This window comes from Nocardia sp. NPDC050793 (genome assembly GCF_040654065.1).
Classification (GTDB): domain Bacteria; phylum Actinomycetota; class Actinomycetes; order Mycobacteriales; family Mycobacteriaceae; genus Nocardia.
Genome location: NZ_JBFAHG010000006.1, coordinates 345400 through 371200 on the forward strand (window position 1 = coordinate 345400; position 25801 = coordinate 371200).

The following is a 25801-nucleotide window of genomic DNA, read 5'->3' on the forward strand; positions in this document are numbered from 1 at the left end:
GACGCCGAGCACCGACCCCGAGAGCGGCGGCGTGGCGCGGTATCGCCGCGATCCGGGCACGGTGTTCGCCTCCGATCTCGAAAGCGGCCCGGATACGCATGCGCACCGCGCGGGCGGCACCGGAAAGCCCAGGGGCGCGGGCAATGTCGTGCGCGACGTGCTTCGCGCGTTCGTCCCGGATTTCGAACCGGGCCGCGACTTCGACACCGCCACCCGAACCCAGCGCGGCGCGCACGCCGTGGTGGACTACCTCGCGGGCTTCTGGGAGAGCTCGGATTTCGTCGCGTCATCGCTGTTCCGGCCCATCGACGCCGCGGTGTTGGAGCAGGTCGCGGCGATCGAGCCGCAGCGGTTGCGGCAGCTGCTCGAGCAGGGTGGGCTCACCGCGACCCAGATCGACGGTGTACTGAACCGGCTCGACGAGATTCGCACCAACGGACGCATCCACGGCGATCACGTCGGCGACGCCGACTCAGAAACGGGCGGGGATGCCGAAACCGATTCCGTCCAGGCCAGTTTCGAGACGGTCGACCCGCGAACCCTCGGACCGGCTCGCGAATCCGCCTTCACCGACCCGAAACTCAGCACGCACGGACTCATTCGCGTGACGTTCGAGGGCAGCGACACCGTCTGGGTGTACAAGCCGTTCCACGGCGACGCCGACAACGCCCACGTCCCGCCTTCGGGCCGCGCGCTGCGCGAGGTCAAGACCTACCTGCTCGACCGGCTGCTGAAGTTCCACCTCAAGCCGCCCACCTATCTGTGGGAAGGCAGCAAGGGCACGGGCATCCTCCAGGAGTACGTGCCGGGCGCGGAGAGCGGACGTGCGGTACGCAGCTACGACCGGCTGGTCCGCGACATGATCGCGATCGTCGACTACATCGCGGGCAACCGTGACCGCCACGTGGGTGACATCATCACCACCCCGTCCGATCGCGTCGTATCGACCGACGACGAAGCCACCTTCCCGGTGGACGAGAACTCCTTCGCCCAGTTCGAGATCCAGTCGGTCTTCGTGGCCGACGCGCTGGGCCGAGACCTCCACCCCGATGCGATGGCGCTGGTCGCCGCGGCCACCGAGGCGGACGTGCGAGCGATCCTGGACGGCCTCGAACCCGAAGCCATTCAGAGCGCGGTGGACAGGTTCACCGAGATCAAGGAAAACGGCAAGATCACCGGCGACACCTGGCCGTACCGTGGCGGACTGCCGAACATGGTGCGGGACGGGCTCGATTCCGACCCGGCCGGGGGACAGCCGGATGCGTCGAACGAGACCGACGACGGAACCGATGCCGGGTCCGATCCGCGTCCGCGGGGTGGGGGCCTCGCGCTGGATGCGGACACGCCCGATACCGCGGCTATGGGTGTCGCGAACCCATCGGGCCGATTCGATCCGGGCATCGTCACCGGAAACAATCCGGACGGAGACAGCTCGGGGCACGCGGTCGGGCCGAAGCAAGCTTCGGCCACCACGGACCGAGCAAAGGTGGCCGAGGAACGCTGGTTCGACAGCTTCCGGCAGCGGCTGCGCGACCAATTGCACGCGGTCGCGCCGCACCTGTCGGAGAACGGTCCGGAGAGCCAGGCGTTGGCTACGGCGAGCCGTTCCGACGTACAGGCAGGGCTGGAGGGGCTGCGGCGGGACCAGCGCCGGTGGTTGATGCTGCGAGTACGCGACGCGATGTCCTTCGAGGACGTATGCGCCGCACTGAACCTGAATTCCGAGCAGGCAAGAGCGGACGCTCGGGTCGCGGAGAAGCGGGCGATCCGGGATCTTGCCCAGTCCATTGCCGCCGCGCTCGAGGAGCGGAACAATCCGGAATCGCGCTTGATGCGCGCCGCGCAGGAGCCGCGGAATCGGCGGACGTTGGAGCGAGCGATCGCGAAACTATCTGCGGCGCAACGGCAGTTCGCCGACCTGCGAATCCTCCAATCCCGCGAATGGCCCGCGGTAGCAGCCGAGATGGGCCGGGAACCGGCACAGCTCGCGCGCATCAGGAAGCGGGCCGTGGAGCGGTTGTCTGAGGCGCTCACCGGCGTCCCGCGTCCGGACGCCGACCCGAACTGGGAGGCCGTCGAGGACGCATACCACGAGCGCAACAACGAGTTCGATCGGCACCTGGCCAGAATTCCGGTCGCTCGTCGCGCGGTGATCGAATTGGCTCTGCGGGGCAAAACGACGGAACAGATTGCCGCCGAACTGCATCGCAGCGAGAACGCGGTGCGTAAAGCACGCAAACGAGCTGCCGACCAGCTGGCCAACCTACTGTCGGACAGCGCGGTACCGCTGACCGTGGACGAGGCTTTGGCGGCGGTGCGAGAGGCAGACCACGCCGCACTGGAGCCGTTGCTCAGATATCTCACCGCGAATCGACGGCACGCCATCGAGGGTGTACTGCACGGTGACACGCTCGCGGAGATCGCCGCTCGGATCGACAGCACTGAGAACGGCGTACGCCAGCAGCGCAACCACGCCGCGCGGCAACTGGCGGACTGGCTCGTCAACGGCGCACCGGAAGGCGTCACCGCAGCCGGTTCGGCCGTCGACGTGGCGGAAGCAGACGAACGACCCGAGAGTGCGACGAAAGCGGAGCCGGACTCCGTCGACAGCAGCCCCGCGATGCTGTTGGTCAGAAACCCGGCCAACCGAGATGCCGTGCTGGCAGCCGCGGCGAAGCTGTCGCCCGCAGTGAAGGAATTCGTCGAGCTGCGGTTCGGGCAGGGCCTGACCATCCCTGAGATCGCCGCGCTGACCGGGCGCAAACAGGGCGCGTTGTGGACTACGCAGTACCGGGTCGTTCCGAAGCTGGCCAGCATGCTGTCCGGCGGCCCCGACCCGATACCGTCCGGAAAACCAGGCAACGCTTTGAAGCTGGTACAGGAGACCCAGCGGACGAACAAGAAGGCACTGTCCCGGGCGATGCAGGTGCTCAATGCCAACGAAAAGCGCATTGTTCGACTGCGGATAGTCCGGGGGATGACGCGTGCTGAAGCGGCTGAGGCCATGCACCCGCTCACCGTGAAGTCCGTCGACAACATCTTCGGCGAAGCCGTGCGGAAACTGGCCGGCGAGTTGACCGGGCGTCCTGTTCTGACCGATCCGGAGTCCGCCGCACTGGTTTCGGCCGCTCCGCGGGAGGCGCTGCGGCGCAACCTGTCCGGGCTCACCGAGCTGGAGCAGCGGTTCGTCACACTGCGCATCTTCGAGGGTCGCAAACATGTGGCCATCGCCGCTGCGCTCGGGAAGCCCACGTCCGCGATCCAGAATCTGCAACGTCGCGCCTACGCGCGAATGGCGACGCTGCTCATCGGTGATCTCGGCACCGAATGGAGCACCTCGATCCGTGGCGCCATACGGCAGTCGAACGTCGAAGACGACCAGTCTGCGGCCTCGCGGCCGGCGCCGGCCGAGCTGGAATCCTCGGCTCCGGACTCGCCCGCGTCACCACAGCCGCCGGTAGCGGCGGCCCAGCCGGTCACCGACGCCGATTCACTGGACCGTCCGGTACGCAAGCTGCGGAAGGGCCGCGACCAGGGGACGTTCTTCGCCTACGATCCCGACGGCCCGCACGAAGTGCAGGCGATCGTCGCGGACGGCACCACCCCAGTTCCCGCGCAGGCACCGGACCAGACGAGCGCTGCCGCCGAGGCGAACCCGGCCGGGCCGGAGCCGGTGGACGTCACGGACTCGCTCGCCGTCGTGGAGGCAGCCCTGGGCTCCGATCCGAACCTGGTGGCGGATCTGATGACGCGGCTAGCGCCCGCCGATCAGGTCATCGTGCGACTGCGGGTGATCGACCAGCTGCCGTATGCGGAGGTGGCGGACCGCATGGGCGTCCAGGTCGCCACCGTGTTGCAGGTCAACGAAGATGCCGTGGCCGCATTGGCGCGGTGGATAGACGAGGCGAACCAGGCGCAGGCGGCGACCGATCTGGACTTCGCGCGGCAAGTGTTCCAGGCCCAGCCGAAACTGGTGACGCGGCTGATGCTCAGACCGACGCTGCTGAGCCCGGCCGATCGGCAGGTCGCGCTCCTCGCGGTGTCCGAAAATCGCTCGCCCGAGGCCATCGCGGCGGAGGCCGGTGTCTCCACGGCTTCGGTCGAGGAACAGATCGCACGGATCACCAAACAACTGGCTGGGCATCTGCTGACCGGGAGTCCGAGTTCAGAGGTATTGGAGGCCAATCTGTCCGCGTACGCCCGGCATCAGCGGGCGATGTTGGAGCAGGCGATCGCGCAGCTGCCCGCGCGCGCACAGACATTCGCTACCCGGCGCTACCTGGAGGGTGTGCCGTTCGAGCAGCTGCGCACCGAGCTGAAGCAGGCCCCCCAGACCCGGCGTGAAGCGGTGCTCGCGCTGCGGGACATATTGTCGACGCGGGTGTTCCTGACCAACGGCGCGGCGCTGGCGATCGTGCAGGCCGCGGCGCGCAACGACCACGACACCTTCACCACGGCCATCGGTCGGCTCAGTGGCGATGGCAAGACCTTCGCCGAGCTGCGGTATCTCGGCAAGCACCGCATCGTGGACGTCGCGAAGCAGATGGGGAAGACCCAGACGGAACTCGAGGCATTGCAGCGCGCGACGGTGCGTAGCATCGTCGCCGAGTTGCGTGCCGAGAACGGCGTGCGATACCCGGCCAAGCCCGCCGATCCGGGTGCGGCACCATCCGTCGCCGTGGACATCGGACACACGCTGCGCCCCACGGCGATGGGCGTTCCGCGCGGCTCGGCCGACCCGGCGGTCACCGATGGTCAGCATGGTTTCTCGGTGCCGGAAAGTGCTGTGCCACAGGCAATTCCGGCTCAAGTGACGCAGCAACGCTGCGCGGATGACTCCGTCGACACGGTGATATCGGAAACCGGCAGCACGGTCGTGCAGTCCTTCACCGATGAGCCCGGCCTGCGCGGGCGGACCGGCACACAGCTCGAGGAGCGGACGAAGGGACGGTTGCAGCTGTTCGGCAGCCGGAACGAGGTGGCCGCGCGCCTGGCGGATCCGGACGATCCGCTGTCGATCGCGATCATGGTCGACCACTATGCCGCCGCCACGAACGGTATCGGTGCGCACGCCTACGTGATGGCCAACCGAGGCGGCCGGATCATGGTGCGCGACCTGAACGACAACAAGGGCGCGTGGCGGCCGTTTGTCCGGGGTGAGGCCGGGACGGACGCGATGGCGATGTCGGGCATCGCCTTCGACCGTGCCGGAAAGCCGTTGCGCCCCATCAGCGAGTTCCCCGCCGACCCGGCCGCGCATCCGGAGTTCGCGATCGGCGCCACCAACCCGGACTCGAACGGTGACCGCGCTCCGCCGACCCTCTGGGCGCCGCCCGAGGGCACACCCGACGAACAGGCGCTGGTGCGGAATGCACTGTCCCGCTTGGGTGCCGACGCCGACGCGAGCGCCCTGCTGCACGCCGAGCACTACACTGATCTGCTCGGCGAATCCGGCGATCTCGCAACCCGAAACCGGCAGTGGTGGGACGCACTGGATCCGGCCGAGCAGGTGGCGCTGATCAAACTGGTGCCGCGCGAGATCGGCCAGGCCGACGGCATCCCCGAGCCGGTGCGGGGTCGGGTCAACCGGGACCTGCTGGACAACGACCTACGTGCGCTGCTGGACTTGGGCGAGAACCTGTCGCCCGGCGTCGGCAAACTGCGGAAGGCACTGTCGGAGCTGCATTTCGACCTGCGGGAGATGGTGTCGAACAGCGAGGACATCCCCGGCTCGCCCGCGGTGAACCTGCGGACCTACACGCCGTCGCTGGACGGACAGGTGCGTAGCGTCGTCACCGTCGGCAACCTCGAGACCGCCGATTCGGTGTCCACCATGGTGTCGGCTCCGGACACCCCGCAGGTGACGGCTACCACGGTGCCGGACAATCTGATTCACGCGACGCAGCTGTTCGACTCCGCCGTCCTGGCGGATGCCGACCGTGAGTACGCGGTCATCGCCTGGCGCGGCTACGGCGACTCCGTGACCGCCGACGGACAGCTGCTCGCCCGGGATCTCGCGGCGATCAACGCCGTTCGCGCGCAGGCGAGCACGCCGGCACCGGACACGCACGTCTTCGCCCTGGACAGCGCGGGCTCGCTCATCGCCGCCACCGCGTGGTCGACGCTCCCCGGCGCGGACGCCCAGGTCACCGATCTCGTGATCGCCGGCTCCTCGGGCCTCCCGCTCGCGCACGCCGCCGACACCGGCATCAATCCCGAAAATGTCTATGTCGCGGCCACTTCCCGGGATCAGCAGACCTGGCTCGGCGCCGACGTTCCCGGCGCTCAGGGCCGGTACACCGGGTACGGCACCGGCATGGACCCGGCAACGGCGGCCTTCGGCGCCAAGCGGGTGGCCGCGGAGATCTCCTCCACCGAGGAATACCGTCACCCGGAGGTGGTGCGCAGCAGCTACTACGACTACGACCCCCGCACCGGGAATCCGACCGAGGCGCTGCGCAACTTCGGCCGGATCGCCGCGGGCCGGATCGACGAGGTCACCTTCGACGAGCACCGGCCCGGCGTTTCGGATCCGATGGCGCAGGACTCCACGAACGTGCAGATGCCGATCGATCCGGCGAGCGGCCGGATCGTCGAACTCGACGAGGACCTGGGCCGCGACAATGCCGAGCTGGTCTCGCGGGAGCTGAACCCGCAGGAGCTGTACCACCTGGATCCGTCACCGGCCCAGCCGTGGGGCGGCACCTGGTACGACGGGCATATCGGCAACTGCGTCGACGTGTCGCTGCGCACCGGCCACGACGACCTGGGCCTGGATGTCGACCCGCCCGACGACAGCGCCGGACTGGCCGGGCGCAGCGCCGACGAGGCGGAGTTCTACGGGCGCGGCCGCCTGCGGGTGCACCCGGACCGGGACTCGATCGCCCACCAGCTCGCCGATCCGGCGAATCCGATGACCGCGTCGCTGGTCGTCGTGACCTACGGGTACGACAACGTCGCCCACATGGTCCTGGTGGCCAATGTCGACGAGAACGGGAACATGGTCCGCGAAGGCGGCCGACTCATGATGAGCGACCCGAACGTCGAGAACGGCGCATGGCGCCCGTACCTCTGGAACGAATCCACTCCGGATGTGGTGCTGACGACCGCGATCGGCTACGGCGTCGACGGAAAACCGTTGCAGCCCAACGCCGATCACCTCGTCGACCCGGAAACCCGGACCGGCGCGCTCATCGCCCAGATGGATCCGGCGCCGGCGGTCGCCCTGGACGACCGCCGCGTGTTCCCGAAGGACCCCGGCTTCACCGAGGGCGACCGGCAACGCGCCGCCGAACTGCTCGCCATGCACCCGTCCGGGCGCGGCACGGATCCAGCGGTGCTGCTGCATCCGGAACAGATGTCGCCGGATCCGGTGACCGAAGCGCGCCTGCTGACCGCCGAGAACTTCGCCTACTGGACCTCGCTGTCGCCGACCGATCAGGACGTGCTGCTGCGGGTGTACCCGGAGGTGATCGGCAACACCGACGGCTTGTCCACCGACGTGCCGGTGACACACGACGAACGGCGAAACAGCCTGCGCGACTACGCCAACCGGATCGCGCTGGCCCGAGAAATCCGCCAGCTCAGTGCGATTGCAGGCAGCGAGCTGACTCCGTCGCAGCGCGCGCGGCTCGCCGACCTGCACGGCACCGCCCGATCCCTGCTGCGCGCCGAGGCTTTGGCACGCACCGTGCACCGCTCGCTGCGACCGCCGCAGGTCCAGTTGCTGTCCTACGGTGCGGGCCGTGCCCTGATCGGCTACGGCAAGCTCGCCACCGCCCGGTCGGTGAGCTGGATCGTGCCCGATGCGGGCACCGGCCTCGGCGACCTCGATCCGGTCCTGCTCGCGGCGCGCAACCACTACGACGTGACCGCTCGGACGCTGCGCAACCGAGTTCGGGCGGACAAGGACGCGGTCGCGGTGATCGCCTGGGTCGGCACCGACCAGGATCTCGGCATCCGTCCGAAGACCGTGGCCGCGCGCACCGCCCAGGCCGGGAACCTGCTGCTCCGCGACGTCGCCGCGTTCCACGCGGGCCGGGAGCTGAACGGCTTGGAGCTGGACGGTGCCGAGCTGGACGGTGCCGAGCGGGATGACGCCGACTCGTACCGCTCCGAGGCGGACGAGCTCGGACTACCGTCGAACTACCTGTTCGGACACCGCACCGGCGCGCTCATCGCCAGCGCCGCGGGAGCCCGAGGCGGTTTCGTCGAGGGGCGACTCGCCGGCGTCGATCCCACGACTCGCCTGATCGAAGCGGTCACGCTGATCGACCCGGCGGGCACCGGACCGGTGGGTAGCGCAACGGAATTCGGATTCAGCGACGCCGTCGCCGCTGAACTCGGGATCGAGACCGCGCATGCCGAAAGCTTCGGTGCGCCGGTCTACGTCGTGTCGAGCTCCGGCCAGCTGGTCGCGTGGGCGGACGGCCGCCCGCCCGGCGTGAGCCGAACCCTGTTCAGCCGCTTGGGCATCGGCGTTTCGGTGGAGGAGTTCGCCGCACAGCGCATAGCGGGCGGCCCGATCGGTCCGCAACCCATCGATGTGCGCCACGGCTTCGCCGACACGGCGACTCGCGCCCCGAACACCGTCCAGCGCAAGCTCGCGTTGATTGCCGCCGGTCTCGGCATCACCGTGACCGAGACACCGGCAGGCTGGCAGGCGAACACCGAACACCGCACTCCGGACGTCATTTCCGCCGATGCGACCGCACCGGGCTACCCCGACGGCCCGGTCGGCAATCGCAACCGACCGCTGGAAGCGCCCGACAACGCCCCGTGGGGTGCTTCGTCCACACTGCGGGAGCTCGGCGGACCGATCCCGGACGCGGAAGAGGGCGCCGAGGCGGTTCGCCTGCTTCAGCTCGCGCACAGTGCCTTCGGACAGAGTGCCGAAGTATCGACCCTGCTGGTCGGCGATCAAAGCCCGCAGCACGCATTGCGACTGGCTCGCTGGTGGGCGGAACTGACCCCGAGCCAGCAGCTGCGGATGCTGTACGACTACCCGAGGTCTATGGCCAACGCCGATGGGCTGCCCGCCCGCGTGCGCGACCGTGCACACCAGCATGTGCTGCGCGGCATCGTCGCCCGGCTCGGCGACCAACTCGACCTGGGGCCTCGGGATGCGGCGCTGCTCTACGATGCCGAGTCGATCTGGAAGGGGTTGTATCGCGGCGTGCAGGTGGCCGCGCAGGTCCGTGCGCCGCTGACCCCGCCGCAGGTGCAGATCCGATCGGCCCAGTCGAATGTCGCGAACGGCCGCGGTATGGCCGAATTCTCCGTCGGCCCGGTGGATTCCGCCGACCACGTGCTCTGGGTGGAGTTCGGCCAGGACACCGACCCGGCCGAGGCCGACAAGTACCTGTACTCGATGGTGAACCTCTACGAGGCTGTCGCCGCCGAGGTCGGTGGCGGCTCGGTCGCGGTGATCGGACGCCTCGGCGACTCCGGATCGTATGCGCAGCAAGCGCTGCGCAATCGCATCGGCACCTACAACGCGGTGCGCGCCTACCAGAACCTGATGGCGGGCGAGACCGACGCGGTGATGCCGCAGAACCATCTCATCGCCATGGGCACCGACGTTTCCGTCGCGGCAAGGGCGAACGAGAACCACGGGCTGTCCGGACAGCTCGCCACCATGATCTCGCTGAACCCGGACGCGCTGGATCGCGTGCCGTCGCCCGCGCAGCTCGGGCTGCCGCCCGGGTCGGTGTTCCTGGCGCCGGCCACACCCGCTCAGTGGGCGACCATGCGGGTCCGTCAGCTCCTGGCCGCGCTCGACGTCCGGATGCTCGCCGGGCAGACCCGAACCGCGCGATTCCTACGGAATGGCACGCGGGCGCTCATGGGCCCGAAGATCCAGTTGCTCTCGGCGACCGACCTGCCCGCGCAGGCGTTGCCCGCGGCCGCCGTCGACAACCCCGCCGAGCAGGCCCACCTGCGCTGGTTCGGTTTCGCCGACCCCGAAACCCACACGCCCACCCAGGGTTTGGCGACCCTCGCGCACATCACCGCGGCCCGCGCCGCCGCGGCCGTCCCCGGTGTGCCGGCGTCGGACGGCACACAGGCCCACGCACCGGCCGACCAGACCGAGATCACCGACAACGACTGCCTGGACGAGTCGCTGAACGTGATCGGCCGCGGCAAGCCGGACCGCAACATCCTGCCGTTCACGGACCGTCCGGGCCTCGCGGGGCGCACCGCCGACGAGGCCGAACTGCACGCCGGTGGCCGTCTGGAACGCCTGACCTCCCGAGACGCGATCGCCCTTCGCCTGCTCGACAGCCGCGATCCGGCGTCGGAGATCCTGGTCGTCGAGCACTACGCCGGTCCCGACGACAACGGCATCGGCGCGCACGCCTACGCCATGGCCATGCGCAACGGCATCGTCATGGAGTTCGACCCACGCACCAAGACCTGGCGCGCCTACCAGTGGGGTTCGACCCGACCGGGCGTCGTGGCGCTGTCCGGCATCGTCTACAACTACTCGGGCAAACCGGTCCGCCCCCTCGACTCGTTCCCGTCCGATCCGGCGGTGCGGCCCACCTACAACATCGGTGCCGACGAGGCCGTCGGCGATGCCCGCCCGCCCAGCACCGATTACCAAGTGGCGCCGCCGAACAACCCGGCTGCCTACAATCCGGACATCACCCACCGGGTGCCCTTCCACGCGCTGACTGTGCGCGACGGGCTCCTCTACGTCGGCGACGAGCTGTACAACACCGGATCCGGGATTGCATACTTCCTGATCGGTAAGGACCCGACCGACATCCGGTCGTTGGGGTTCGAGGAGCTGTCGCCCGAGTTGTTGGCAAGGAACGCCCCGCACGGTGCCCTGTACAGCACCTACGCGGACCCCACCGACGGGCCGACCGGCTTCGGCATCTGGAAGGTCGAAGACGGTAGGGTGCGGGAGTTCTCCCCGTACAGTGGGACATTCAGCGTGGCGCCGACCATCGGGCGCTTCACCACCCAGCTCGTGAACCTGCTGGCGGTCAACGGGATCGACGTCTCCCAGGCCACCATGGAGGGCGAGCTCCTGGGCGCGGTGTGGCGTCCTGGCCCCGCCGCGCACACCGTCGACGGGCTGATCGACAGGTCCGGCAGGAACGCCGAGACCATCTTCGGCAGCAGCGGACGGGACTTTTGGGTTGGCGTGACCAACGTAGCCGCGGATGGCGATACTCTGTCGGTGACGCTGTCGGTCGATCATCTGACCGGCCGTTCCGGCTCGGTGACCTTGGTGCTCGATCGCACCGACCTCGGAACCACCGCGCGTTACACCGATCTCGAGCTGGGCCCCGCGGGTACCCGCGGCTCGCTCGCCGCCGCCCTGACCGAGTTCCACCGTTCGCTGGTCCTGCCGTGGCTGGCCGAATCCGAGGCGGTCTTCGACGGTTCGCACCGGTTCGAAACCACGGTCCACACCGGTCACGACCTAGCGCTCGTGCTCGCCGATCTGACCGGATCGGCTGCTGGGCTGGGCGAAGTACAGACGGAGACGGTGGGCGCGCTGCTGCGCGGCGTGCTCGGCGACGGCCAAGGCCGAGTGCGGGCTCAGGTCTCGGGTGATCCGGTGCCTACACACCTGCGGGTGGAGATCACCCCCGCGAGTGGTGCCACTGTCGTGGTCACGGTCACCGGTGTGGACAACCCTGCCATCGGACTGGAAATCCCAGTGCGACAGGATAATCCGGCCGATGTTGAGCTTGCGGGCCGGTTGACGCCGCTGCTGATGCACGGCTGGCGGGTGTCCGACGACGTGGTCTCCTCGGGCGGGCTGGCCGAGGAACTGGCCCGCAACGCCCGGGTGCACACCGATGGTGACGGCACCCTCGAGGTACGGGTGTCCGGTGCCGCAGGTAACCGGCTGATCAGTGTCGAGATGACCGATGGCAGTTCACAACTGCCGGTCGAACCGGCGGGCGACGAGATCACCGGTGTGGCGCTGCTGATGTCGCAGGCGCACCGCGCCGGGTGGCATCTGGTCGAGGACGCCGACACCACGCCTGACCCCGGGAACGCCAAAACTGTATGGTTCGAGTTCGACGAGAACCTGCCCGCGGCAGTGGATCCCGAGCCCACGGTCCGGTCCGATTCCGAGCCGGAACCGCTGGCCGGACCGGTGCCGACCCGCGACGAATACGAGGTCGCGCGGCCGAGCGACGTCGACGCCTACCGGCCGCAGACGGCGAGCGAAACGGACTACCGCATCATTCGCCTGGGTGCGGACGGGCTGTTCCGCTGGGGTCCGGACAACGCGCTGTACAACACGACCGACCCGGACGGCGACTTCTTCATCATGGGTGCCGACGGTGAGTTCCGGACTTCAGCCAGCGCCAACCACGCCGCGCTGTACAGCACCTACAGCGATATCGACGAGGGACCGGCCGCGTTCGGCGACTGGAAGATCGTGGAGGGCAGGCTCGTCCACGTCCAGCCGTTCAGCACGACCTTCCAGCAGGCGAGCACGGATCCGACCTTCGCCGCGAACCTGAAGTTCGAATTGGCCCGCCACAATGTGGATCTCGGCGCCGTCCGGTTCTCCGGGGACCTCACTGTTCCCAGCCTGTGGCTCGACGGCACCCCGACCATCTCGGTCGGCGATCTCCTCGACGGCAACGGCGCGCAGGCATTCCAATTGACCGGTCCCGGAACACATTTCGCGGTGCGGGTCGAGAGCGTGGACACGCAGCACGCCGTCACCGCCGACGGGCCGGTCGACACATTGTCGGTGACGTTGGCGCTCGACCTCGCACGCGGTGGTTCGGGCCGGGTCACGCTGGAATTCACCCGTGACGCGAACGGCACCACGATGCGGTACCGGGACCTCGATCTGGGTTACGCCGGTGTCGACACCAAAGACCCGGCCTTCCAGCCGGGCCCGGACCCCATCCGGATCGCGGACGCCTTCGTCGAGATGCACGAATCGGTAATCCTGCCGTGGCTCGCCGAGTCGGGTGCGGTGTTCGAGGGGCACCCCGGGCACTATGCGGAAACGACCGTGGGTGAGGAGGTCACGGACACCGAGCGTCGCGAGGATCTCGACGAGCACGACCACGCCGACAGAGAGCGCGTATTGCACGCCCGACTCGCGCGGCACTGGCTGCAAGGGGAGCTCGCGGCGATCGGCTGGAGCGCCAACGCACCCGTCCACCTCCAAATGGTGTGGCTGGCAACCAGCGAGGCGGTCGCGAACTCGGTGGAGAACGCTCTCGGGGCCGTCCGGCTCACGCTGCGCGTACTGCCCGGCGCCGGCGACCTCGTGGTGCAAAGCATCGACAACGATCCGAGCCACCCGCCGAGCGGTCCGATCCGAGAAGGCGCCAACCTGATGGCGGAGCGGGCAGCGGCGGCCGAGGAGCGATACCGTGCGGAGAAGGCGGCCGCCAAGCAAGCCGCCGAGCCCGAGCCGGTCGCGGGAGAACCGCAGGTCGATGTCGACGCGCTCCTCGCGGACCTCGACGAGGATGCCCTCGGTGGGATGGATTTGGCCGACGTGGCGGGCGCGGTTGCCGATGCCGAGCAGGTTTCGAAGGCGTCGCCGCAGTCCGACGTGGACGCGATGCTGGCGAATCTCGACGAGGATGCCCTCGGTGGGATGGATTTGGCCGACGTGGCGGGCGCGGTTGCCGATGCCGAGCAGGTTTCGAAGGCGTCGCCGCAGTCCGATGTCGACGCGATGCTGGCGAATCTCGACGAAGACGGCTTCGAGGGGATGGATCTGGCTCAGCTGGCGGCGGCTGTGGACAGCGCCGCGGATGCTGTCGCCCAAACCGGCGACAACGACGCACCGGCATCGGCCGACCAGACCGAACGGCAGAAGCAGGATGCTGCCGCTTACGGCGAACGCGGACGCGGAATCAGGATCCTGCACACGGAGACCGACGCCTGGGATTACGCGCCGCTCGCCAACGGTCGCGGCAAATCGACCTGGTTCATCCGCTCGATGGCTGACAGTGATCCGGATCCCGGCACCGACCCCGATCCCGGCACCGATCCGGCCGAACCGACCGATCCCACTGCGCCGCAGGGTGATACGCCCGCACCTCCGGAAACCGACCCCGCCCCGGACTACCTGTCCCCGGACGACGTTCACCGGGCCGAATTCGAACAGAAGGTTCGCGAAACGGACCTCTCCTCACCGGAGGACGTGGCCGAGGCGCTGTACGAGCCGGTTGGGCGGGACGCGGTCACCGCGTTCTACGACGCGCGGGTCTCCGGGCTGAAGACGGCGGAGGTGCTGCGGGCGCAGAACTTCGTCGCGTACACCGGCGCTTCCGCGTTCTTCGTCTCGGCGGACGTGGCCAACCTGAGCGGCCTCAACGCGTTCTTCAACGACCAGGCCGAGGCGGCGAACCCGCACTATCACGGCATCGCCACCGCGTTCCGTACCGCGCTGGAGGACTCCGGCGGCGTGGTGATCCCGATGCGCACCGGCGGTGACGAGGTCGGCGCGATCGTGCTCGGCATCGATGAGAAGACCCTGACCGAGATCGTCGCCGAGGTGAATCGGCGCGTCACTGCCTATGCTCGGCAAGAGGGGCTCAGCGAGATCGAGCACCCGAAGCATCCGGGCGACCCGGCCTATCGCGGTGTCGGCCTGCATGTCGGGTTCACCGAGATCGTGCCGGGCCTGACCCCCAAGGACATTTTCGACGCCGCCGACCTCGGCGTCGACGCCAGCAAGAACGGGAGGACCGATGTCGCAGGAGAGCCGCGACGAGCGACTGGGGCTGACCGGGCTGACACCGGAACAGCGGGCGCGACGGATCCAGGAACTGGAACGCGAGCTGGCGGACAAGCGAGCGGCGGCCAAAGCGGAATTGCGAGCGGACCTGAAGCGGCGCCGCGAGGACTCGCCCTCGGCGGACTGAACCGCAACCTCCCCGCGCTCGCCGGCTACCCGTCGCCGGACGAACTGCGCCGCTTCGCCTTCGCGGAGGGTTTGCACGCCCTGGGTGAGTTGACGCCCGAGCTCGTGGCGGAGGCGATGTATCGCCCGGTCGCCCGGGACGAGGTCACCGACTTCTACGACGCCCGGCTCTCCGGCGTGAAGACCGCCGAGGTGATGCGCGCGCAGCAGTTCGTCGCCGAAACCGGGGCGCCTGCGTTCTACCTGTCCGCCGATATCGCCAACCTCAGCGGCCTCAACGCGCTGATGAACAACCGGGCCGAGGCCGCCAACGTGCACTTCCGCGGCATTGCCGAGGCGTTCCGTTACGCCCTCGACGCGGCGGGCGGCGCCGTCGTGCCGATGCGCACCGGCGGTGACGAACTGTCCGCCGTCGTCATCGGCATCGATCAGGAAACACTGACCGGCATCCTCGCCGAAATCGAAGCCCGGGTCGCCGCCTACACCGCCGAGCACGGGCTGGACCTGATCGAGCACCCGAAGCACCCGGGTGACGCGGCCTACCGCGGCATGGGCCTGCACGTCGGCGTCACCGAAATCCTGCCCGGCCTCACCCCGAAGGACATCTTCGACGCCGCCGATCTCGGCGTCAACGCCAGCAAGAACCAGGCCTACGAGACCGGCCCGGTGCATCCGGCGCCCGTCGCGGGTGTGCTCGTCGACGGGGAATCCGTGGGCTCGCTCGTCGGTCAGTTGCTGCCGGAGCTGTCCACCTGCGAGATCATCGGCGATGATCCGACCGCGACCTTGCTGCCGGAGGAAGCCGCCATCGTCTTGGACGAGAAATCGCCGCCGTTCTTCGTGCGGGAGAAGGCCAACACGCGGACCGCGGCCCGGCGCGCGATGGCAGGCCGTGGTCACCACGATGTGCCGGTGGGGCGCGGACCGCTTGGCGAGCCGGTGTTCCCGGACGACCTGGTGGGTAGCCTCACCAACAAGACGATCGACCGTGCCACCAAGCACACCTACTACGCCGCGGTGGTGGGCGATTCGGCGCAGTTCCGGTCGGTGGGCATCGACGCCGAGGACAATCGATCGGTCCGGGAGATGATGTTCAGCGCGGGCCGCGTCGAGGAATTGCTCTGGGTGCAAGAGCAATTGGACTGCCTGCCGGATTCCGGCGTGGCCTGGGACAAGGTGCTGTTCTCCGCCAAGGAGAGCATCTTCAAGGCCTGGTACACCCTGACCGGGGACCAGAGCCTGCGCCTGAGCGACGTTTTCACGAACTCGCGCGTCAGCTTCGATATCGAGGCCGGCACCTTCCACGTGCAGCTGATGGTCGAGGCCACCGGCAAAGACGGACTGCCGCTGACCGAGATGCACGGTCGATTCGCGGTGCGCGGCAACACGATTCTCACCGCGGTGCTGGTCCCCGCCGAAGTCCCTGTCGGCGTGGCCGAGGCCGTCGGTCCCGAATCCGCGCCGGCTGTCGACCCGACCCAGGCCCGCGCCGCCTACGCCGAAGCCGCCTACGCGCTCAAGTGGCTGATCATGGCGCGCGGCTTCAACGCACACGGCATCGTCGAGCTCTCGCCGCCGTCGGGCATCAACCAGGTCGTTTTCGCCATGCTGACCGACTGGGCGCAGACCAATCCGCAAGCCTTCGCGGCGGACGCGGACCTGCGGACCCTGTGGCAGGCCTTCCGGCTGATGCTGCCGCAGGGCGAGCACGCGCAGATCCTGCTGCCGGTCCGGGTGCCCAACGAGGGCGATCACGCGGGCACGCTGGAACTGACCCTGCACGAGCACACCCTCTGGCAAGCCTGCGGTTCACCGTTCGACGCGGCGGCCGACACCGGACGAATCGCCGGCCTGGTCGCGCCGGAACGCCTGCGTGCCCTCGCCGAACTGATGCCGAACCCCGAGTCGGCGCGGGTCCTGCACGCCGTGGCCGAGGTCCTGTCGAACCTGCCCGTACCGGCGCACGCGCCCACCGGCCTCGACGCGCTGTCCGACCAGACAGTCCACTACGACGACAACCTGGCGAAGGGCACCGGCAAGGTGCCACCGATCCGCCTGGACCTCGCGCGCACCGCAGGCACCGTCGATTGGAATGCCGCGGCTGCCGCAGGGGTAGGCGCGGTTGCCGGTGCACGCATGGCTGCGAATCTCCCGGGTCAGGAGACCGCCGCTGAGGTCAACTGGGATGCTGCGGCTGCCGCTGGGGTTGGCGCGGCTCCCGGTACCGCCATGGCCGCGAATCTCCCGGGGCTGGGGGCCACTGCCGAAGTCGGCTCGGGTGCCCCGAGTTCCAGGACCGCCGGTGCCGTCAGCTGGAAGGCGGCGGCCGCCGCCGGGACCGGCGGCATCGTCGGTGCCACCGCCGCGGCGGCTTTCACGGGCGACGGAATCGCGCAGGCCGCCAAGGGACTTCGCGGCTGGAATGGCGCCGCACACGATCCGCGGGTGACCGCGCAGCCGATCGATGGCGCGGCGGTTTCGGCCCACGGGCCGCGGTCCGACGGCGGGCACGAGTTCGGTGAGCCAGATGTCGTTGCCTCGCAGCCTGTTCCGTCGGATCCGGCGGCGGACGCGCTGCCGGTCGCCGACTGTGTCGATCGGTCGCTTGGCCGAGTTGTCGCGGATCAGGGTGATGTGGCCGGCCTGCCGGATCCGGAAACCCGGAGTCCGTTCGGGCGGCAGTGGCGGGACGTGCAAGGGCTGCTGCGGGGGGCTCGGCCGGAAGGGTTCGATACCGCGGGAGCGCACGAAGCGCACGCGAACCTGGTCGAGGGCCTGATCCACCAGGCGGGGCCGGGGGCGATGGCCTGGGTGCTCGACGAGCGCCACACCGCCGACCAGCAGACCGGAATCGGTGCGCACGCGTACACGGTGAAATACCGGGGCGACAACGTTTTCGAGGTCGACGGACAGCGCGTCACCTACGAGGGCAGCCCGGACGCCGATGGCCTGGCCTGGTTCCGGACCGCCGCGGGCGACCGGGTTTCGCTGGCCGAGCTGACCGGTAGCTCCGGCGCGGAGACCGCCCGCACGCGGGCGGTCGTGTGGCGCGACGGCCAGGTCGTCCAGAATGTCGGCGACCGCACCACCCCGCTGCCCGACGGCGACCTGCGCGTCGGTAAGAGCCCGTCGGATCAGGGGCCTGCGCAACCGGATCCGGACGACCCATTCGCGGATGAGCCGCGGACCACGCGGGTGCAGCTCGGGTCACAACCACCGGATCCGCTGCTTGGACCGCCGGTCGCCGGTGAGCCCGATGGCACCACCCACCCCGTGTGGGAGTTGTTGTTCCGCACCGCCATCGGCCAGGAAGCCATGGCGGTCCTGCACAACGCCGAGGCTCACGTGGAGTTCGGCGACCGGGATCATTTCCACGGCCGGGTCCGCGCGATCACGATCGACACCACCGGACGCGGTGTGATCGCGGTGGCCGAGCAGGTGCTCGCGCACGCGGCGCGGATGCAAGCTGTCGCCGCCGACGCGGTGGAAACCGAGCCGATGCTGATCCGCGATATGGATCGGGACGCGTTCGTGCAGCCGTGGCTGCGCGCGGAAGCCACGGCGATCGCCTGGCAGGCCGAATTCGATCTGCAGGTCCAGGAAGCCGGTTTCGCCCGGACCGATCTGTCCGGCGCCGACCCGGCCGATCTGGCGTTCCAGCGGGGCCTGTTCGCCCTTTACCGCGCCGCCTACGCGGAGGCTCCGGTGGCCCCTGGCACCGACGACGCGCTGGCGAGCCGGGTGCGGCGGGTGGCCGGAGTCGACGCGCTGCTGGAGAGCGCGGAGTTCGCGGCAACGGATCTGCGCGAAACCCTCGAGGGGCAGTGGCAGAGCAGGCAGGGCATGAGCCGCGGTCTGGACCTGTCGGTGGAGCAGGTGCGGGCCCGGCAGCGTCTGATGCGCGAAGGTGCGGCGGTGCAGCGGGAGATCGACGCTCTCGAGACCGCCTGGGATCGGGTTCAGAGCCAGATGAACGCGATGACGCCCGCCCGCGTCGACGCGATGCCCGACACCACCGACCGGGCGGCGCGGCTGCGCTTCGTGATCGACGCCATGTACGACCACTTCCGGGGCGCCGAGATCTACATGTGGGCCGCGCATTCCCGGCAGCAGGTGGGTGCGCTGGTCGAACTCACCGAGCTGTGGCAGCGGGCGCGGGCGCGCTACGCGGGGATTCAGAACGGGATAGACGCCATCAACGGACGCTCGGGCGACCGGGTCGAGGTTCCGGCGGACGATTTGGAGATCGCCCATCGGTCGATGCTGCCGTCGCTGGAACAGACGGCGAACAGCGAAATGAGTATCGTCCGGGCCGAATTGCAGGCCACGGAGACCGGCCGGTGGGCCATGCGGACGCTGGAGCGCCTGAATGTCCGGATCCGGTTCGGTTTCGAGTCGACCGAATCGTCCATGGGCCGCGAGAACTTGGCGCGCGAAGCGGGCTACGACGCCACCACCAATACTCTCGTGCTGCCCTTCGGCCGCGGTCCGATATCCAACGGTGACCAGTTGGTCATCGCCGCCTACCTGGCGGATGCGGCGCGTTCGGCCGGCGGTGACCCGCTGGTTCTGCTGACCGAGAGCCGCGGCCACTATGTGGCGGCGATGCAGGATCTGCGCGCCGAAGCCGAAGCCCGCCGTTTCCATCACCGGCGCGAGATGAGCGGGTACAGCCGCTACTCCAGTAGTCCGCTGGCGCAGGCCTTCCACGCCGCCTACGACCGCGCCGAAAATGTGCTGCGCAACGTCTACACGGTGGAGTCGGACTACACGGGTCTCCGCGACGACAGCCAGGTGCCGAAAGCGGCGATGCAGGCGGTGGCCTACCGGTTCGCGGCCCGCACGATCCGCGAGCAGCTGGCCGCCAACGGCCCGTTGATCGACGGCGTCGATCTGGAGGAATTCTTCGGCTCGGAATGGGATCGCGCACACGGTATTCCGTCAATCGAGGCTACCTCCGAGGCTGTCGCGGATCTCGAGGCTGCCGCGGAGCTCACGAACGCCCAGCTGGACAAGCAGGCCGCCCGCTTCGTCGAGGCTGTCGAAGAGCTGATGCGGCAGCGCGCCGCGGGCGTGTTCGTACCGCGCGGTCCGGCCGAGCAGACGTATCTGGCCGCCGAGGACACCACCGCGCGGCGACTCGCGGCGATGAAGGCGTACCTGGTCGAAACCGGTCCGGCGGATGCGCAGATCGCGCTGGACCTGGCTCGCTTCGCCAGCGAGGACCTGAACCGACGCCTGCCGTGGGATACCGAGGAGACTCCGGGCACCCACCTCACGCTCGACGCACTGGATGCCGCGATCGAAGCGGCCATCGCCGTCGAGCTGGAGTCGGCCACGCCCGGGATCGACGCCGCGGTCTTCGGCCGGGAAATGGCTCGCGTGCTGGCCGAAAACCCCGGCGCGCAACGGGTGGTGGACGCGGGCCCGCTCGCGGACCGGCTCGCGCTGCTCCCGCCGCATCCGGGCAGTGACAAGGCACGCCTGCTGGTCCTCGCTGAACCGGGGGAGCACGTCGACCTGCTGCGCGACCTGGAGCTGGAGCAGCCGGGCTGGGATGGCGTGCTGTGGCGGGGCTCGCACGAGCTCGAATACCTGTCGGTCACCCTCGGACCCGACGGCGAGGTCGTGGTGGCGGAGATGCTGCCGAACGAGGCCGAAGGCATGTTCCGCGCGCCGGCGTACGACGAGGTCACGCCGCAGATGCTGAATCGCTATCTGCTTTACCGGCTGCGGTCCGAGGTGGATCCGTCGTTCACCTTCGATCTCGGCGTCCAGCAGTGGCTGGAGCTGTTCGGGACCGAGGCCTTCATCGTCGCCCGTGACGACGGAACCGGCACGCTGGCACACGGCTACGAGCACGTGGGTTTCCGCATGGTGCAAGCGGATCCGTCGATCACCGAGCCGCATCCGGCCGCGGTCACCCACCAGCTGGTCACCCGCCGGATTCCACTCCCGATCCGCGATCACAGCGAATCCGCCCGTCCCGCGGGCAAGGTTGTCGAGAAGGTGCTGTTGATCCCGGCCGCGCGCTTCGAGGTCCGGCTGCAAGCCGATGGCGCGGGCGGCTGGCGGGTCGCGCCGCCGACCCATTCCGGTCATCCGGCGGATGTGCTGTCCCAGTATTTCCAGGGCTTGGCCGGGACCAGCCCGGAGCAGCTCACCGAGTACCTCGCCGACTTGCTCCAGGACGGGTCGGCCCGGATCGCGCCGCTGGTCCCGCCGTCGCTGATCGCCGCGCTCACTCCTGCGCCTGCGCCGGACGGCGACGCCGCGGTGGAGCCCGGGACAGCGGTGGAGCCGCAGACCGAGACCGAAAGCCGCGCAGCGGAATCCGAGGGCGAGGCCCCGAGGAAGGGTCTGCTGCGGCGTTTCACCGATCGTGTTCTCGGGCGGGAGGCGGGCGGCCAAGGCACCCCGCCGCCGTCGGCGCAGCCATGGGAGAGCGGGCCCCGCACGGCCTCGGACAGCACCGACGGCGGCTCGGCCTTCACCAGCCCGCAACCGGTTGCGCCACAACCGAGGCCGGAAGCCCTGGCCGAGGATTGCGTCCGCCAGACCATGCGCACCGCCGACGAGGCCGGGCTCGATGTCACCGTTCCTGCCGAGTCGAAGCTTTCCGGCCGGACACCGCTCGAGGTGGAGGAGAACTACGCGCACGGCCGGATGCGGCAGATCGATTCCAGGGACGCGGCCGCCGCCCGGCTGACCGACTCCGACGATCCGGCGACCGCGATGCTGCTGGTCGAGGAGTACTCGATCGGCGACATGGAGGTCGCGCACCTGTCCATGATGCGGCTGGACCACGGCAAAGTCATGGTCAGCGATCCCAATATCGACAACGGCGCGTGGCACGAGTACGTGCCCGGCACCGTGACCCCAGGCTCACGCAAGCTCTCCGCGATCGCATACGGCGCCAATGGAAAAGCGCTGCTGCCGAGCACCGAGCACGCCGCCGACCCGGCGGCCCACCCGGATCAGCTGATCACCCACACCGACCTCACCGCCCGGGAAACCGAAGTGCTGGAGTTGGTGGCCGAGGGCCTGACCAACAAGCAGATCGCGCAGCGGCTGACGATGGCCGACGCCACCGTGCACACCCACCTGACCGGCATCGCCAACAAGCTCGGCACCGGCGACCGGGCCGCGCTGGCGGCCATCGGCGTGCGCCGAGGCCTTGTACCGTTCTCCGAGCCGGATGTCGCCGCGAAGATCGAAGGCGGGCTGGGGCCGGACGCGCTCGACGCCATCCAGCTCGAGGCGCTGGCGCTGGTCGCCGACGGCTGGTCGAACAAAGAGATCGGGCTGGCCCTGGACACCACCGAGTCGGTGGTGAAGAACAACCTGGTCCGGATCGGCCGCATCCTGGGCATCAGCAGCCGGGCGGGCATGGTGGCGACGGCGCTGCGGGCGGGCATCCTGCCGATGGATGCCGAGGTCGCCCTCCGGCCGTCGTCCGGTGAAGGGCACGGCGGGTTGAGCCCCCGGGAAACCGAGGTGCGCACCCGGCGCCTCGCCGGCCGGTCGAACGCCGAAATCGCCGAGGCGCTAGGGATTTCCGAGCACACCGTGGCCACCTATGTGGCCCGGATCGCGCACAAGCTCGGCATCGACCCGGCCGCCGAGCTGGTGGCGGGCGCCGAGACGATCACCGCGATTCCCACCCCGGCGACGCCCGCGGTGCCGCACGCACCAACCATGATCGACACCAGCGTCGCCCCCGCCGAGCAGCGCAATCAGGCGCAGACCATGCCCGGTGTCGAGCTGCCTGGCACTACCCAGCCCGCGACCCCCGCGCATCAGCAGGTATCGGGACCGTCCACCGAGTCGAGCGAATCGAGTCTCGGCGGCTCGAATCCGGTGCCGCCGACCGAGATCCTGCCCAACGCGCCGGGTACCGAGGGTCCGGAGTATCTCGGTGAGGATCCGTCGTTGCCGGAAGCGGTTGTGGCGGGCCGGGAGGTCGAGGGTCCGGAGTATCTCGGTGAGGATCCGTCGTTGCCGGAAGCGGTCGTGCCCGGCCGGGAGGTCGAGGGACCGGAGAATCTCGAGCCCGAACCGGACACCGAAGGGCCGGAGTACCTGGAGCCGTCGCAACCGAAGATCGTCGTCCTACCGGACGGTTTCGGCGAAATCATCGAGGGCGTAGGCAACTTCGACGGCAACGGCCGCACCGCCGACGACGGCGTGCTGACCACCAAGGTGGCCCGGCAAGCGGTGCAGAACATGCTCCGCGCGATCATGCTCCCCGAGACCGGCTGGCATCGCGACGGCCACTTCATGCTGCCCGACGGCCGCACCGTCCACGTGCAGGTCGACAGCACCATCGGCGACGAGGTCGGAAGCTTCCAGCTGCGTCCCGGCGGTGCCGCGTTCGACATCATCCTGTCCGACCGACTGCGCACCCGGGACGTGCCCCGGGCGGTCGCGCACATGCTCACCCGGATCCGGCAGCTGACCGACCCCGAATTCCAGCACCCCGGTCCGCGCTTCGCGGAACTGAAAGTGCTTGCCACCCAGCTGGATCAGTCGATCTTCGACCCCGCCCGCAGCAAGCTGACCCCCGAGATCCGGGCCGACTTCGACGACCTGATCGCGCACCTGGGCATGGACGTGGACCCGGCCGGTCCGGCGGCGGAAGCGCTGGCTGCCCACGATCCGGAGCTCTCGCGCCGGATCAGGCTGGAATATGGTGGCGCCGTCGCCTTCCGGCCCGTCTTCGGGAAGACACTGACCGACCCGGCGTTCCAAGAGGCCGCGCTCACTCACCTCGGCCAGCTGGCCCGCTTCCTGACCAGCGAGCACGCCTCCGAAGTGCTGATGGCGGAAGGGCTTTCGCTCAATGCCAGGATGCGCGAGGAGCAGTGCCGCCGCCTGTTCGAGCCGATCTTCGCCAACCGCGACGTCAGCACCATCCGCAAACAGCTCGAAGCGGCCGAACTGTTCAGCGCCGACGACCTGGTCGCCGCCCTGGCTCCGATCAAACGCGCTTTCAACGATCCGATGCCCCCGGAGTGGCGGCGGTCCGCGCTGGAGGCCGCGATCACCGAGGTGCAGCACACCCCGGGCCACATGCAGCAGATCAATCAGGCCATCGACTTCGACCGGATGCGGCAGGCGGCCCGCGCCTACACCCAGATGCCGGACCGGGTCGGCGGCCTGCTGGATCGGACGACCGGGCAGGTGCAGTTCCCGACCCTGGCCACCAACCCACACGGGGCGACCATGTCCATGCTCGAGTTCTTCCACGTGATGGACCGGGCCAACCGCGGCGCCGAACTGGCCGGCCTGGACATCGAATACGTCGTGGTGATCCATGACGAGGCCAACGGCCGGTCCTCGGTCGACGTGCTCTCGCGTCCGCGCGCGCAGTATCGACTGCCCGCCCAGCAGAGCCATCCGGTGCGGTTCGTGCCGCGCCCGTCGGTGCCCGCGGCGGTCGAGGGCGGCCACACCGTGGACGTGGGTGTCGGGCGCGGTGGGTTCGCGGTCGAGTTGACGCCCGCGCAGGACACCTCCGGTCGCGGCCTCATCCTGCAAACCGAACTGCCCATGGATTACGCCGACGCCGGCCAGCGCCGCCGCAACCTCGGCATCCTCGACGCCGGTCCGCTGACCCGCCCGGGTTCGCTCATGGTGTGGGCCGACTTCCTGCTGCACGGCGCGGTGCTCAATGTCGGCGGCAACGGTGGCGTGGCGCGCTACTACATCAACAATGTCAGCGCCCACTACGGCGACATCGACTACGACACCTTGGCCCGGCAATTGCCGCACACCCTGGTGCCCGGCGCGCACATCGAAATCCAGTGGGACATGAAGTCGGAACTGGTGGAGGGTGGCGAACCCGGCGACCGCGGGCATATCCAGGGCGACAAGCTCATGCTCGCCATCAGCCGCGTGCTGCCGCCCTCGCTCGCGGCCGCCTTCGAGGTGATCGAGCACACCGAGTTCGAGGGCGACGGCAGCGACGAATACCTGTTCACCATCGACACCGGCGCCAGCAATGTGCTCAACCCGGACGCCATGGCCAAATACTCGCCGCCGCAGCCCACCGACCGTATGGTGATCGTGTACAGGCCTGCCGGTTACCGTCCGGCAACGGCTAATCTCGAAGGTGGTGCACGGTAATGGCGGAGATCGACGGCGTGCGCGAGTGGCTGGACCGCTCCGCCGAGTTCCTCCGCGGCCAGATGCGCTGGTTCGCTGCCCAGCTCGTGCCCGGGTCGGCACCGTACGTGGTTATCCCGAAGCATCCCAGCCAGGTGGACTGGGCCGATCCGCCCCGCCACCGGTTCGAAGCCCTCGCCAACTTGTCCGGCCCACCGGATCCGTCCCGCGCCGACCGCGCCGCCCAGGTGCTGCACACCGCAGGCTGGGCCGTCCAGGTCCAGCGTGATCCGCAGGCCCCGACCGTCGTCATCGTCCGCGGCGATCGCGAGGGCTACTGTTTGCAAGCCCGCATCGAGGACGGCTACGGCGGCATCGTCCTGCTCGGTGAAACCCCCAACATCCAGCTCTACCAGCCGGATCCACCCTCCGCTCGCCCCGCCCCGGCCGTCACCCCGGACACCGTCAGCGACGGCGCCGTCCTCTGCTACGAATGCGACGGCCAGGGCCTGTGCCCCACCTGCCACGGCACCGGCTGGACCAAGGCGCCCACCGCCACCGGCCGCCACCGCTGCCCCACCTGCCAGGGGTCACGGATGTGCCCGATCTGCGGGGGAGCGGGCGAACTCCGCATCACCGAGTTGTCCGACGACGACCGCATCCACTACCCGCATATTCCCTAACAGTTTCTTGAGACTTTCCTTGGCGGACACCATGTTCGGATAGCAACGAACGAGCGATAATGTCCGAACGCCCGGACCCTTTGCGTCACTGGGGCTTACGGATCGTGCGGAGATGTTCCGACCGCCGTTTCGTGAC

Annotated in this window: 2 protein-coding genes (1 of these 2 cut by a window edge); both read left to right on the forward strand. The window is 69.2% G+C overall.

Going from position 1 to position 25801, the window contains the following annotated elements; all coding sequences use genetic code 11:
* Positions 1 to 25003, forward strand: partial view of a LuxR C-terminal-related transcriptional regulator gene (locus tag AB0H50_RS22850; protein WP_357455991.1) — the end only. 26294 nt of this gene lie to the left of the window's left edge; only the last 25003 of its 51297 coding nucleotides appear in the window; the start codon falls outside the window, past its left edge; its stop codon occupies positions 25001 to 25003.
* On the forward strand, positions 25003 to 25665 hold the full coding sequence (locus AB0H50_RS22855; protein ID WP_357455994.1) for a hypothetical protein: 663 nt from the start codon (positions 25003 to 25005) through the stop codon (positions 25663 to 25665). The genes AB0H50_RS22850 and AB0H50_RS22855 overlap by 1 nt, the downstream gene beginning before the upstream one ends.
* Positions 25666 to 25801 lie beyond the last annotated feature (136 nt).